The 13,332-nt window shown below is 61.5% G+C and carries 11 protein-coding genes and 1 pseudogene; 6 read left to right on the top strand and 6 right to left on the bottom strand.

Annotated features, from left to right (window positions below; all coding sequences use genetic code 11):
• The first annotated feature begins 6 nt into the window (after positions 1–6).
• Together O987_RS26500 and O987_RS26495 are read left to right on the top strand one after the other, a co-directional pair.
• Complete coding sequence (locus tag O987_RS26500; RefSeq protein WP_043375771.1) at positions 7–450, top strand: ExbD/TolR family protein; 444 nt, start codon at positions 7–9, stop codon at positions 448–450.
• Between the two features lie 279 nt (positions 451–729).
• Positions 730–1,107 (top strand): HPF/RaiA family ribosome-associated protein, encoded by a 378-nt coding sequence (locus tag O987_RS26495; RefSeq protein ID WP_003060358.1) that lies wholly within the window; start codon positions 730–732, stop codon positions 1,105–1,107.
• A 117-nt stretch (positions 1,108–1,224) separates the two neighbouring features.
• On the opposite strand, the gene O987_RS26490 is transcribed toward O987_RS26495, so the two are convergent.
• Both O987_RS26490 and O987_RS26485 read right to left on the bottom strand, forming a co-directional pair.
• Complete coding sequence (locus O987_RS26490) at positions 1,225–2,625, bottom strand: aspartate ammonia-lyase (RefSeq protein WP_003060360.1); 1,401 nt, start codon at positions 2,623–2,625, stop codon at positions 1,225–1,227.
• A 301-nt stretch (positions 2,626–2,926) separates the two neighbouring features.
• Entirely contained in the window at positions 2,927–3,859 is a 933-nt protein-coding gene (locus O987_RS26485) for a pirin family protein (RefSeq protein WP_043375768.1), read from the bottom strand.
• 232 nt (positions 3,860–4,091) lie between these two features.
• Here O987_RS26485 and O987_RS26480 point away from each other — a divergent pair, with 232 nt between their 5' ends.
• Positions 4,092–4,373, top strand: coding sequence for a hypothetical protein (locus O987_RS26480; RefSeq protein WP_003060364.1), 282 nt, complete (start codon positions 4,092–4,094; stop codon positions 4,371–4,373).
• 53 nt (positions 4,374–4,426) lie between these two features.
• Here O987_RS26480 and O987_RS26475 read toward each other — a convergent pair whose 3' ends face one another.
• Entirely contained in the window at positions 4,427–4,843 is a 417-nt protein-coding gene (locus O987_RS26475; RefSeq protein WP_003060365.1) for an OsmC family protein, read from the bottom strand.
• Between the two features lie 303 nt (positions 4,844–5,146).
• On the opposite strand from O987_RS26475, the gene O987_RS26470 reads away from it, so the two are divergent.
• Positions 5,147–6,466, top strand: a complete 1,320-nt coding sequence (locus tag O987_RS26470) for a hypothetical protein (RefSeq protein ID WP_003060367.1) — start codon at positions 5,147–5,149, stop codon at positions 6,464–6,466.
• 17 nt (positions 6,467–6,483) lie between these two features.
• On the opposite strand, the pseudogene O987_RS26465 reads toward O987_RS26470, so the two are convergent.
• The 3 genes and pseudogenes from O987_RS26465 to tkt form a co-directional block, all read right to left on the bottom strand.
• Positions 6,484–7,985: pseudogene (locus O987_RS26465) on the bottom strand (rhomboid family intramembrane serine protease).
• A 210-nt stretch (positions 7,986–8,195) separates the two neighbouring features.
• Positions 8,196–9,194: a type I glyceraldehyde-3-phosphate dehydrogenase gene (gene gap / locus O987_RS26460; RefSeq protein ID WP_003060372.1), complete on the bottom strand. Its 999-nt coding sequence runs from the start codon at positions 9,192–9,194 to the stop codon at positions 8,196–8,198.
• Between the two features lie 142 nt (positions 9,195–9,336).
• Complete coding sequence (tkt, locus tag O987_RS26455) at positions 9,337–11,385, bottom strand: transketolase (RefSeq protein ID WP_043375765.1); 2,049 nt, start codon at positions 11,383–11,385, stop codon at positions 9,337–9,339.
• Positions 11,386–11,538: 153 nt separating this feature from the next.
• Between tkt and O987_RS26450 the strand changes: the two genes are divergently transcribed.
• A complete protein-coding gene (locus O987_RS26450; RefSeq protein WP_029158796.1) occupies positions 11,539–12,306 on the top strand; it encodes a nucleotidyltransferase family protein in 768 nt (255 codons plus the stop codon).
• 175 nt (positions 12,307–12,481) lie between these two features.
• Positions 12,482–13,318 carry a sulfite exporter TauE/SafE family protein gene (locus O987_RS26445; protein ID WP_043375763.1) on the top strand — a complete coding sequence of 279 codons (837 nt, stop codon included), beginning with the start codon at positions 12,482–12,484 and terminating at the stop codon, positions 13,316–13,318.
• The last annotated feature ends 14 nt before the right edge of the window (positions 13,319–13,332 follow it).

Here is a 13,332-nt window from a genome sequence, read left to right as displayed (position 1 = left end):
AGCGCCATGGCATTCGGTCGCATGAGCCACCGTGAGGGGGCACAAACCCCGATCAACACTATCAACGTCACGCCACTGGTCGATGTGATGCTGGTGCTGGTGGTGATCTTCATTCTGGCCGCCCCCATGCTGGCCGCCAGCTTGCGCGTGCAACTGCCCAAGGCGCAGGCAGCAGTGAAGCCGCCCGCGGTGAGCAAGAGCGATGCCTTGATGGTCGAGGTCAGCCCTGCCGGCGAAATCTGGATTCGGGGAGTCGTGGCGGATGATGTTGCAGTGCAGCAGCAACTCGAGGAGCTGGGACGCCGCAATCCTCAGGCCGAGGTGCAGCTGCGCGCAGACACCAGCGTGCCCTATGGTCGCGTGGTGCAGGTAATGGGATGGGCCCACGTGGCAGGTCTGACGCGGATCGGCTTTGTGACCGAACCTGAATCGAAGGCTGGCAGTAACTGACGACCCAAGGCGTAAAAACGCCTACTTTTTGCAAGTCACGGACCAGGATTTCTTGCTCTGGCGCAAGGGCAAAGCTCGCCGAACATACCCTTGTTGCTATCTCTTTCAAATCGCTGCGAAGCTGCCTCCACAATGGTCAAAGCCCCTGTCCATGGCTGGCGTAAAAAGCCCTGATGGGCAGAACAAGGTTCTGGCGTTACGATGTTTTCGCCTGCCTTTAGGGCACCCCTACAGATTTCGCCGCAGCGGTTGCGGCATTTGGTGACTAGGAGGATTTGCATGCAAGTACAGGTTCATGCCGACGATTCCATCCAGGGTGGAGAGTCTCTGGCTCAATGGGCGCAGGAGGAGATCAATGCCAAGCTGGCCCGCCTGAAGGAGTATGTGGTGCGTGTGGAGGTCTTTCTCACGGGCGTTGATGCCCTGAAGACCACGGGCGGCCCAGGCAAACGCTGTGTTCTCGAGACCCGGGCCACAGGACGTCCTCCCATCGCAGTGAACGCGGAAGCCGAAAAGGTCAAGGAAGCCTTCAGCGCCGCGATTGAAAAGCTCAAACGTGCGGTGGAAACCGATCTGGGCAAGCTCAAGGACAAGAATCTGCGGGAAAGCGTGCGCGGCGTGGATGATCCCAGTGACGAGAATGCCGCCGTGGCTTGAATGAGGTGTTTGGGGCTTGGCGCACCTTGAATGCAGGCGCCCCAGGCGCGTGACACCCGTCAATCAAAAAGGGCATGTTCATCATGAACATGCCCTTTTTGCTGCTCGGCCGCCTGCTTAGGCGGCAGTCAAGGCGCCAGCCCGGGTCAGCTTGTCGGCGACCAGCAGCTTGTTCATGTCGAGCTGGCTCATGATGCCCAGCTCCTCCGCCACCACGGCAATCTGTTTGCCGTTGGCGATGGCGGTCTTGGCAATTCTGGCAGCCTTTTCATAGCCGATCAGCGGGTTCAGCGCCGTCACCAGCGTCACCGACTCGGCAATGCGGGCATCCAGCAGGGCCTCGTTGGCCACAATGCCTTCCACACAGTTGGTCTGCAGCGTCTTGCAGGCGCTGCTCAGGTGGTTCAGGCTCTTGTGCAGGGCCCAGGCCATCAGCGGCTCGAAAGCGTTGAGCTGCAACTGACCGGCCTCCACGGCCATGGTGATGGCGGCATCGTTGCCAATCACCTCAAAGCAGACCTGGTTCATCACCTCGGGGATTACGGGGTTCACCTTGCCGGGCATGATGGACGAGCCGGCCTGGCGTGCCGGCAGCTTGATGTCTGCCACACCCGCTTGAGGGCCGGAAGAGAGCAGACGCAGGTCGTTGCTGATCTTGGACAGCTTGACGGCAATACGCTTCAAGATGCCGGAAATGTCGGCAAAGGCGCCGGTGTCGCCGGTGGCGGCGATCAGATCTGCCGCCTTGACCACGGGCACGCCCGAGATTTCAGCGAGAGCCTTGATCACGGCGTCGGTGTAGCCCACGGGGGCATTGATGCCGGTGCCGATGGCAGTGCCCCCCATGTTCACCTCGGTCATCAGATAGGCGGATTCGCGCAAACGCTTCTCATCGTCGGCGATCATGGCCGCAAAAGCCGAGAATTCCTGCCCCAGAGTCATGGGGACGGCGTCTTGTAATTGTGTGCGGCCGATTTTCAGGATGTGGGCGAATTCGCCGGCTTTGGCTTCGAAAGCAGAGCGCAACCCGGCCAGGGCGATCAGCAGCTTCTGGATGCCAGCGTAGGTGGCAAGCTTGACGGCTGTGGGGTAGGAGTCGTTGGTGGACTGCGACGCATTGACATGATCGTTGGGGTGGATCGCGTCGTAGCTGCCTTTGGGCAATCCCAGGTGCTCGAGTGCACGGTTGGCGATCACCTCATTGGCGTTCATATTCGTGGAGGTGCCGGCGCCGCCCTGGATCACATCGACCACAAACTGCTCGTGCAGCTGGCCGGAAATCAGATCATCACAGGCTTGGGAGATGGCGGTGGCTTGTTTGAGATTGATGGCGCCAAACTGCAGATTGGCCTGGGCCGCAGCCTTTTTGACAAAGGCAAATGCGCGGATCAGCTCGGGCATGTGCGCGACCGAGTGACCGGTGATGGGGAAGTTCTCCACTGCGCGTGCGGAATGAACGCCCCAGTACGCGTCGGGAGGGATGGTTTTGATGCCAATGAAGTCATGTTCTTGACGCATCGATCTGCTTTCTTTGCAAAGTTGAATTGGCCACCGCCCCACGGACAGGACGTGGCAACGCCCTGGATGAAAAAGCGGCGGTCGCAATCTCGTGGCCAGGGCGTTGGATGGATTATGAAAGCTAGGTGTGCATGAGTCCAAACGTTTCATGCATAACATCGGGGCTGTGATCTCTTGCAGAAGATTTGATGCGCCTAAATGCTTTCAAAAGCCATCAAAATTCGCAAAGGTGCTTCTATTCACCTGCCCAAGAAATTCAATTCGCACCAATTTGGTGCGAATTGAATCGGGGGTCAGAGACCTATCTGGAAGCGCGCAGGCTGACGCCAGCCAGCGACGGAGAGTGCAGGGACTTCAGTGCCGAGGCCACGGGCCTGCCGAAACGGCGTGGCTGGCCGTTGACGAGTTCTGCATCGGTGGCGGCCTCGGCCTCCCACTGCTTCTGGGCCTGTTGCATCTCTTCGGTGGTGCGTGCCACAAAGTTCCACCAGAGCAAGATGGCCTCATCCATGGGTTCGCCGCCGATGATGATGAGGCGGCTGCCGGGCGTGCACTCCAGCTGCACCTTCCGGGTGCCGACGGGCAGATAGATCAGCTCTTGCGAGGGCAGCACCTGGCCTTCCACCTTGACCTCGCCTGACAGGCTCATCACCGCATGTTCAAAGTCGGCGCGCAGGGGCATGGTCGCGAGCGACTGGCTGGCCGTGCCGCAGGCCAGCAGGTCCACGCCCATCAGCGGGGAATGGACTTCTGCGGGCGCCGTCAGGCCAAGAGCTTCGCCGGCCAGCACGGTCACGGCAAAGTCGCCGATCTCGGTCCTGGGCAGGTCGGGGTAATGCTGGAAGCGGGGCGCTATATCGCGATGGCTGTCGGGCAGGGCAATCCACAACTGGGCCGCATGCACGCCCAGTGTCTGGGCCTCTTCGGAATGGGCAATGCCGTGGCCGGCCGTCATCAGATTGACCTGGCCGGGGCGGATGATCTGCTCGCTGCCCAGGCTGTCGCGGTGCAACACCTCGCCCTCGATCATCCAGGTGAAAGTCTGCAGGCCGATATGGGGATGGGGGCCGACCTGCATGCCGGGAGGAGGTGGGAGGGCCGGGCCGGCGTGGTCGAGGAAGCACCAGGCCCCTACCTTGCGCAATGCCGTCTGCGGAATGGCACGGTGGATGGGGATGCCGCCGACATCGGCTATGCGCGTGGGCAGACGTTGTAAGTTCTTTGATTCACTCATGACAAATCCTGACGGCGAGGAGTTTCGAGTGTCAGGGATATGCAGTATTCGCGCAATCCGACGGCAGAATGCAGCAGCGCCTTGCACGCAGTTACATCACTGTGAGGATTCAGCCAATCGGCTGACAAGGACTCCGCCCGGAGTCGGCTAACTTAAAGGCGTAGGCCGCTAGCAGTGGCTTTCACGCGGCGCTTTCGTGCGCAGCGACCTAACAACTGCAGGAGGAATCAACATGAACGAACACAGCACTCAAGGCAACCAGATCTCGGCAGTCGAGATCCAGCTGTATCCCGAACACTTTGCCGCCCGTGTCACCGGCAAGGTGGAGCACCGTGTCGGAGATGGCCCGTCCGAGCAGATTCCCATGGGCATAGAGATGAAGGTCGATACCGCCATCGCCAGCTACGTGCTGTCCTGGGTCGACCCTGAGGACCAGCAGCCCGAAACCGCATCGCTGGCCAAACGCGAGTTCGAGCACTATGTGGAAGTGGGCGCGCTGGAAGTATCGGTGTAATCAAGTTACACGCGCCAGCGACCAAGGCCCTGCAGGTGACTGCAGGGCTTTTTTCATGCCTGCGCGGCTTCGGTCAAGGCGGTGGGAATGGAAACCTTGCCTTCCAGCAGCTTGTGCACGGGGCAGGCATTGGCAATCTGCAGCAGGCGCTGACGCTGCTCATCGTCCAGCTCGCCATGCAGGGTGATGCTGCGCGTGATCTGGTTGGCATCCGCAGGCTTGCCGTCGGGGTTGAGTTGCAGGTCCACATCGACATGGCTCAGCGGCCACTGCTTGCGACCCGCGTACATATGCAGGGTGATGGCCGTGCAAGCTCCCAGGGCCGAGAGCATCAGCTGCATGGGGTTGGGGGCGGAATCGGTGCCGCCATCATTCACGGGTTCATCGGCATGCCAGACATGGCCTTGGGCATCTGTCAGGGTGATGCGGTACGGGGTGGGGCTGCTTTGTGCGTGTGCGCTGTGAATCATTCGCTGCTTCTCCATAAAACCTGGACCACTTTAAGCGCTGCCTGCAATCCTTGCAGTCGTATCCGTTATCGGTTCAAGGCGGTTTGGCAGGCCGGCTTGGCTGCAAAAGCATTTACGGGGTTTCTGGCAAGAGAAAAAACAATATGCCGGTGGTCTATCGGTATTTGAATTCAGGGCGAGTTTCTACCGCAGAATTCCGCAATGACCCGATTTCAAAGAAAAATCGGGCAATACCAGAGCGGATTCGGTCATTGCAAGCAGGCTTGCAAATGATTCATCAAACCGAGAGTGGGAGAACAGGCATTGAATTCGATACGTGGTGTTCACCAAAAAGGTGATTCTTCCGAGTGGAAAATCCCTCCGTTCTGGCAAAAGCTCAATAGCTTCTTCTTGTTTCCCCTGCAGACCGAGCCTTTGCTCTATGCATTGCTGCTGTCGGCATGCAGTTACGGGCTGATGTTCGGGTGGGTGGGGGTTCTGTTCGTGGGCCTGGGCTTGATGCTGGCCGTCAGCCGCTATGCATTCAAGGTTTCGGCGCTCGCCTCGCGTGGAATTACCCATAGTTCCGATTTCCGGTCCAGTCAGGTCGATGAAGACTGGAAATGGCTACCCTGGAAGTTTTTCGGGGTACTCGTCGTTTTCGGAATCTTTGTGGGCTTTATGGCAACCCGCAGCCTGACCTTGGGAGTGATTGCCAATCTGCTGGTGGCCTTCCTGATTCCTGCGACCTGGATGGTGCTGATCAATACCAACAGCCTGAGCTCGGCCGTTAATCCGTTCGAGCTGCTGGCGACGATTTTTGGTATCGGCAAGTCCTATCTGCTGCTGTGCTTTTTTCTGTTTCTGCTGCAGCAGGGCTCGCCCATGGTCCTGGCGATGCTGCTCAAGGTTGCGGCGCCCGGATTGGTGCTGCCCCTGGTGAGCTTCGTGATGATTTATTTCAGCTGGGTGATGGCGGCCATGATCGGCTATGTCATGTACCAGCACCATGCGGCTCTGGATATCGATCCCGTACAAGCGCCCGAGGGGCCTGCGACCGTGCAGATCGACCCTGCGGCCCTGGAGGCCAAGCGTCGCGATGCGCTGGTGGCCAGACTGGTGCAGGACAACAAGATGGACGAGGCTGTGAACCAGTCCCGCGAATGGCAGCGGGAGGACTATGAGAGCCTGCCCGATTGCCGCCGTTACTTCCGGGTGCTCAAGCTGACCGAACGCGCGGACGCACTGGCGGAGCTGGGCCAGCGTTTCATTCCCATGCTGCTCGCCCAGCAGCGCGCCAGCGAGGCCCTGGAGGCCTGGGTGAGCTGCGTCAAGCGCAAGCCGGACTTCAAGCCCGACGCGGCCCAGCCCAGTTACGAGCTGGCACAGCAGGCCTGGAAGGCCGGCAAGCCCAGGTATGTGTTGATACTGGCCAAGGATTTTGAAAAGCGCTTTGCCGGCAGTACTTGGATCCCGCCCATGCTGGAGCTGCTGGTGCGCGCTTACAAGCAGGGCTTGGAGCAGCCCATGCAGGGGGTGTCGGTGTACATGCGCATGAAGCAGCACTTTCCCGAGCACGCGAGCACCCAGGAAGCGCAGTGGGTGTTGCGTGATGAGCTGCAGGAGCTGGAGGCCAAGACCTGAGCGCGGCAAGGCGTTGGCTAGCGCTGCTGTGCCAGCCAGCGGGTGAGAGCTTCCTCGGGTGCCGATTGCTGCAGCACGGGCAGCCAGACCTTGGCATCCTGAATGCGTCCGGCCTGGGCCATGCCGTTGACCAGCAGCAGCAAGCTTGCCGGCCATTGGGGATGGTCTGCCAGCTTGTGCAGGGAGCGGCATAGTTTTTCTGCCTCGGGCAGGGCTCCCAGGCGTACGAAACTGCGCACCAGGCCATGCATGGTGTCCGCGCTCATGCGCATGCCGGGCTGGGCGCGCTGCTGATAGCTGCGATAGCTGGCCAGCTGCAGCTGGCGTTCGGCGTCCGTGGTGGCCGGCAGCTTGAAGATGCGTCGCGCCGCAGCATGAAAGTCCTCGCTGGCGGGCTGATGGCGCGAGCTTTCAAACCAGGCCCGCAGAATGGCCGGGTCCGAGGGGCCAGACGTGCCGCTTCGCGCCAGGCCGGAGCGGCACGGCCAAATTCCAGCGCATCGGTATGCCGCTGGGCTCGGGCCACGGCCTCGGCCAGCGGCCGGGCGGCGGCCTGGGCCTGCTCTTCTTCGTTGACCGGCGCAGCAACGGTCTGCAGTCGCATATAGATCCACATCAGCAGGCTGCCCGCCAGCAGACCGCCAAAGTGGGCCATATAGGCAACCTGCTTGCCACCCAGCAGATGCTGCAGCAACTCCACGCCCATCCAGACCGGCAGCATGATCAGGGCCGGCCAGCTCGCGTAGTTGAAGTAGAACAGCAGCATATAGAAGAAGCGGATGCGCCGCATGCGGTACATCACCGCATACATGGCCATGAGGGCCGAAATCGCACCCGATGCCCCCAGGCCGTAACCGCCCATGCCGGCATAGAACATCAGCGCGAACAGCGAGGCGCCGATGCCGCCGATCACGTAGAAGGCCAGATAGGTGAAGGCCCCCAAAGCCAGCTCCAGGGTGAAGCCGAACAGGAACAGAAACACCATATTGCCCAGCAGATGACTGGTGCTGCCATGCAGAAAGATGGAGGTGAAGGCCTGCAGGGGCTGCCAGCCGGCGCCATTCGCATAGCTGATGGACCAGCGCTCGGTAAAGCTGCCGCGCGGCTCGTGGGGCGCGAAGGCGGCACGTGCCGCCTGCCACTGTGCATGGCGCGGGTGGCTGGCGGTAATCACCTGGCCGTCCAGCAGGCGCTGGCGGAATTTCTTCTCCTGCCACAGCAGCGCATAGAGCTGGGCATAGGCCTTGTGCTGATAGAGCTTTCGCACGGTCTGCAGCGTGTGCTGGTCGAAGCGCTTGCTGCCCTGGGCGGCTTGTTCCTCCAGATAGGTCAGGAACGGTGGCAGCTCCAGCGTCGGCAAAGCGGTCTGGGCATATTGCTGGGCCGCTTTTTCGACGGCATGTTCCTCGGGTGCCTGCCAGCCCCAGAAGATCACGCAGTTGATGATGATGAGCAGCACCGTCATCCAGGGCGGCGAGCGCCAGGAAGGCTTGTTCTCAAGAGGAATCGCAATAAACATGGCGGCCTTGTCCGAGGAAGTGGCAGTGCTTCACGCTCTTGGGCGCCGGTGGCAGCTGCGTGTTACAAATGTATCCGAGACATGCTCCGGCCGGCTCCGGTCTTGCGGGATGAAAAAAAGCCAGCATGGCGTCCCATGCTGGCTTTTTGATAGCTGTCAGCGCTTATCTGATAAGCGATTGAGCTTGTTTCGGTAGCTAATCCTTGAGGATTACTTGGCCACCACGCGCACCATTTCCAGGCACTTGTTGGAATAGCCCCACTCGTTGTCGTACCAGGACACGACCTTCACAAAGGTCTTGTCCAGGGCGATACCGGCTTCGGCATCGAACACGGAGGTGCAGGTCTCGCCGCGGAAGTCGGTGGCAACGACCTTGTCTTCGGTGTAACCCAGCACGCCCTTCAGGGCGCCTTGGGATTGGGCCTTCATTTCGGCGCAGATTTCTTCGTAGGTGGCTTCGCTGTTCAGCTCCACGGTCAGGTCAACCACGGACACGTCGGAAGTGGGCACGCGGAAGGACATGCCGGTCAGCTTCTTGTTCAGCTCGGGGATCACAACGCCCACGGCCTTGGCTGCGCCAGTGCTGGAGGGAATGATGTTTTCCAGAATGCCGCGGCCGCCGCGCCAGTCCTTGTTGGAAGGGCCGTCCACGGTCTTTTGCGTGGCGGTTGCTGCGTGCACGGTGGTCATCAGGCCGCGCTTGATGCCCCACTTGTCGTTCAGCACCTTGGCCACGGGAGCCAGGCAGTTGGTGGTGCACGAAGCATTGGAGATGATGGCTTCGCCCTTGTAGGTGCCGTGGTTCACGCCGAACACGAACATGGGCGTGTCGTCCTTGGAGGGAGCGGACAGGATGACCTTCTTGGCGCCTGCGTCGATGTGCTTCTGGGCGGTTTCCTTGGTCAGGAACAGGCCGGTGGACTCGATCACGATGTCGGCGCCGACTTCGTTCCACTTCAGGTTGGCGGGATCGCGCTCTTGCGTCAGGCGAATCTTCTTGCCGTTGACGACCAGGGTGTTGCCTTCGACAGAAACTTCACCGTCGAAACGACCGTGCACGCTGTCGTACTTCAGCATGTAAGCCAGGTAGTCGGGCTCCAGCAGGTCGTTGATGCCGACGATTTCGATGTCGGAGAAGTTTTGCACTGCGGAACGCAGCACGTTGCGGCCAATGCGGCCGAAGCCGTTGATACCAACCTTGATCGTCATAGTTGCCTCGTAGATAGTGAGTAGTGAAAAACCGGAGCGGATTGTGCCCGGACTCGGCACCCTGAGGCCTGGTCCGGAGGGCTGAGGACTGCGGGTGAGCAAACTTCAGCCGGAAAAAAGGGGCACGAGGCCCCTTTTGCGCTTACTTGCCAGCGTTCTGCAGGGCGACCTGCACGGTGTCGGCCACATTCTCGGCGGTGAAGCCGAAGTGCTTGAACAGCACGCCTGCAGGAGCGGACTCACCGTAGCTGTCGATGCCGACCACGGCGGCGCAGCCGTACTTCCACCAGAAGTCGGTCACGCCCATTTCCACGGCGATGCGGGGCAGGCCGGCGGGCAGCACGGCCTTCTTGTACTTCACATCCTGCTTGTCGAAGGTCGTGGTGCTGGGCATGGAGACCACGCGCACGGCGATCTTGCGTTCGGCCAGCTGCTTCTGGGCAGCCAGAGCCAGTTGCACTTCGGAGCCGGTGGCGATGATCACGGCCTGGGCCTTCTTGCCCTTCAGGCCCACATCCTTGGGCTCGGAGAGCACATAGGCGCCGCAGGCGATGTCGTCCAGCGCGTCTTCGCTCTTGGGCGAGTAAGCCAGGTTCTGGCGGCTCAGCAGCATGGCTGTGGGCTTGTTCTTCTGGCTCAGGGCCACGGTCCAGGCCACGGCGGTCTCGGTGGTGTCGGCGGGGCGCCACACGTCCAGACCGGGGATCAGGCGCAGGGAGGCTGCGTGCTCGATGGACTGGTGGGTGGGGCCGTCTTCGCCCAGGCCGATGGAGTCGTGCGTGAAGACGTGGATCACGCGCTGCTTCATCAGGGCCGCCATGCGGATGGCGTTGCGGCTGTAGTCGGAGAAGGTCAGGAAGGTGCCGCCGTAGGGGATGAAGCCGCCGTGCAGCGCCACACCGTTCATGATGGCTGCCATGCCGAACTCGCGCACACCGTAGTTGATGTGGCGGCCGATCTGGCCTTCTTCGGTCTTGACCACGGCACCCTTGTCATCCACGCGGAAAGAGGGAGTGGACTTGGTGTTGGTCAGGTTGGAGCCGGTCAGGTCGGCAGAGCCGCCCAGCAGCTCGGGCAGAGCGGCTGTCAGGCCTTCCAGGGCCAGCTGGCTGGCCTTGCGGCTGGCCACGGTGGCGCCGGCGTCATGGGCGTCGGATGCGATCTTGGCGGCGATTTCACCGAAGTTGGCGGGCAGGTCACCAGCCATGCGGCGCGTGAACTCGGCGGCTTGCTCGGGGAAGGCGGCCGTGTAGGCGGCGAACTTTTCGTTCCAGGCGGCTTCGGCCCTGGCGCCCAGATCCTTGGCGTTCCAGTCGGTGTAGACGTCGGCAGGGATCTCGAAGGGGCCGTAAGTCCAGCCCAGAGCCGCGCGGGTCAGTGCAATTTCCTCGGCGCCCAGAGGTTCGCCGTGGGCCTTGGCCGTGTCCTGACGGTTGGGCGAGCCCTTGCCGATATGGGTCTTGCAGCAGATCAGCGTGGGCTTGTCGGCGCTCTTCTTGGCAGCGGCGATGGCCTTGTCCAGGGCGTCCACATTGTGGCCGTCCACGGCGCGGATCACGTTCCAGCCGTAGGCTTCGAAGCGCTCGGGCGTGTTGTCGATGAACCAGGGGGTCACCTTGCCGTCGATGGAAATGCCGTTGTCGTCATACAGGGCGATCAGCTTGTTCAGCTTCCAGGCACCGGCCAGGGCGGCGGCTTCATGCGAGATGCCTTCCATCAGGCAGCCATCGCCCAGGAACACATAGGTGTGGTGGTCGACGATCTCGTGCTTGTCCTTGTTGAACTCGGCAGCCAGCAGCTTTTCAGCCAGTGCAAAGCCCACGGCATTGGTGATGCCCTGGCCCAGAGGGCCGGTGGTGGTTTCCACGCCGGGGGTGATGCCCACTTCGGGGTGGCCGGCAGTCTTGCTGTGCAGCTGACGGAAGTTCTTCAGCTCTTCGATGGGCAGGTCGTAGCCGCTCAGGTGCAGCAGCGCATAGATCAGCATGGAGCCGTGACCGTTCGACAGAATGAAGCGGTCGCGATTGGCCCAGTGAGGGTTCACGGGGTTGTGCTGGAGGTGGCGGCTCCACAGCGCTACGGCCATGTCGGCCATGCCCATGGGGGCACCGGGGTGGCCGGAATTGGCTTGTTGAACGGCATCCATTGCGAGTGCACGGATTGCATTCGCCATATTTTGAGTGTTGGCCATCAGGGCGCTCCGAAAAGGAGGGGTAATTCTGCTAAGCCCGTCATTTTAATGGAGGCCCAATTTTCGCAGGCGGGATGCGGGTCAATGCTCTACAGTGCAACCCCAGAAACAGGTGTCTTGCACACCCCAAACCATGTTGAAAAGCTGATTGCAATGACTGTAGAAAACGCTGCTTCCTTCCTGGTGCAACCCCCTGCAATGCTGCTGGCCGCAGGCCGGGGCGAGCGCATGAGGCCGCTGACCGATGTCACGCCCAAGCCGCTGCTCAAGGTGCAGGGCGTGCCGCTGCTGCAGTTGCACCTGCAGGCGCTGCTGGCTGCCGGCGTGTCGCAAGCCGTCATCAATACCGGCTGGCTCGGGGCGCAGATTCCCGCGTATTTCGGCGATGAATTCGTGCCGCAGCCGGATGGAGGCGCAAGCGCGAAGCTATCGCTTGCCTATTCGGAGGAACCCGAGAAAGCCTTTGAAACCGCGGGCGGTATCAGCCGCGCCTTGCCGCAGCTGGACCGGGTTTTCTGGCTGGCCGCAGGTGATGTCTATGCGCCGGATTTCAGCTTTGCGTTGCAGGATGCCCAGGCGTTTGCCCAAAGCGATGAACTCGCTCACCTGTGGCTGGTGCCCAATCCTGCGCACAATCCGCGTGGCGACTTCGGCCTGAGCGAGGACGGCAAGGCACTGGATTTGCCTGCCGATGACGAGCGACCGCGCTACACCTACAGCACGATTGCGCTGTTGAAAGCCGAGCTGTTTGCATCACCGTGGTTCGATGTGCAGCCCGGAAACCCAGAAGGCCTGCGTGCCCCACTGGCCCCGCTGCTGCGCCGCGCCATGCAGCAAGGCCGGGTGGGTGCATCGCTCTACACCGGCCGCTGGGTCGATGTCGGAACGCCCGAGCGACTGGCCCAGCTCAATCAGCGCTAAGCTGGGGCGCCGTCGCACGGGCTTGGCACTGATGCCTGCGTCAACTGCGCTGCAGCGCCAGATTATTTGTCATCGCAAGTTCATCGCCAGCGTCTGCTAAGCTCCTTCGCTCTTCAGACAGGCACTACCGGATGCATCTTTGCGCATTCTCCTGGGGCCGTCATCGGATGAGTGCATGCAAATCGTTTTCTTCATGGCTCTGGTGGGGCTGGCCGCGTTCTGTCAGAACCTCACGGGCTTCGCGTTCGGGCTGATCTTTGTGGGCGTCGCAGGCGCCACGGGCCTGATGAATATTGCCGATGCGGCCAATGTGGCCTGTCTGCTGTCCATCATCAACGGCGTCAGCTATATGCGCGCCTACCGCTTCGAGCCTGACTGGGCCATGCTCAAGCCCATGCTCATCAGCAGCGTGCTGGGCGTGGTCGGCGGGGTGCTGCTGCTGCACTGGCTCAGCGGCAATACGCTCAATGGCCTGCGCATGCTGCTGGGACTGGTGATCGTGCTTTGCGCCATGCTGCTGCTGATGCAGAAGAAGGCGCTGGACCGGCCTTCGGGCCCTGCTTCCCTCTGGGTGGCCGGCGTGTCGTCGGGTCTGCTCGGTGGTTTGTTTGCCACGCCCGGCCCGCCCATGGTCTATCACCTCTACCGCCAGCCGCTGGATCGCCTGCTGGTGCGCCACTGCCTGTTTGCCATGTTTGTCTCCTGCTCCTTGCTGCGCGCTGCCATGGTGGCGGTGGAGGGCCAGCTGAACTGGGCCGTCATGGGCTGGACGGCGCTGGCTTTTCCTGTCGTCACGGGCGTGACCTGGTGGAGTGTCAGACATCCGCCTGCCTGGCCCAGAAGACTGGTGGAATGGCTGGTCTGCGGTCTGCTGATCCTGTCGGGCGCAAGCCTGCTCTGGTCGGGTTGGCGCGCGAGCCAGCCCGAGGCCCTGGTGCCCGACGATGCGACGGCGCTGCTGATGACCCCGCTTTGGGGCGGTGCGGAAAGAGGGCTGTGTCGAAATAGCTGACATCTGCAGATGTA

It is taken from the genome of Comamonas testosteroni TK102 (genome assembly GCF_000739375.1).
GTDB classification, from domain to species: domain Bacteria; phylum Pseudomonadota; class Gammaproteobacteria; order Burkholderiales; family Burkholderiaceae_C; genus Comamonas; species Comamonas brasiliensis.
This window is presented reverse-complemented; position numbering and strand designations above follow the sequence as displayed.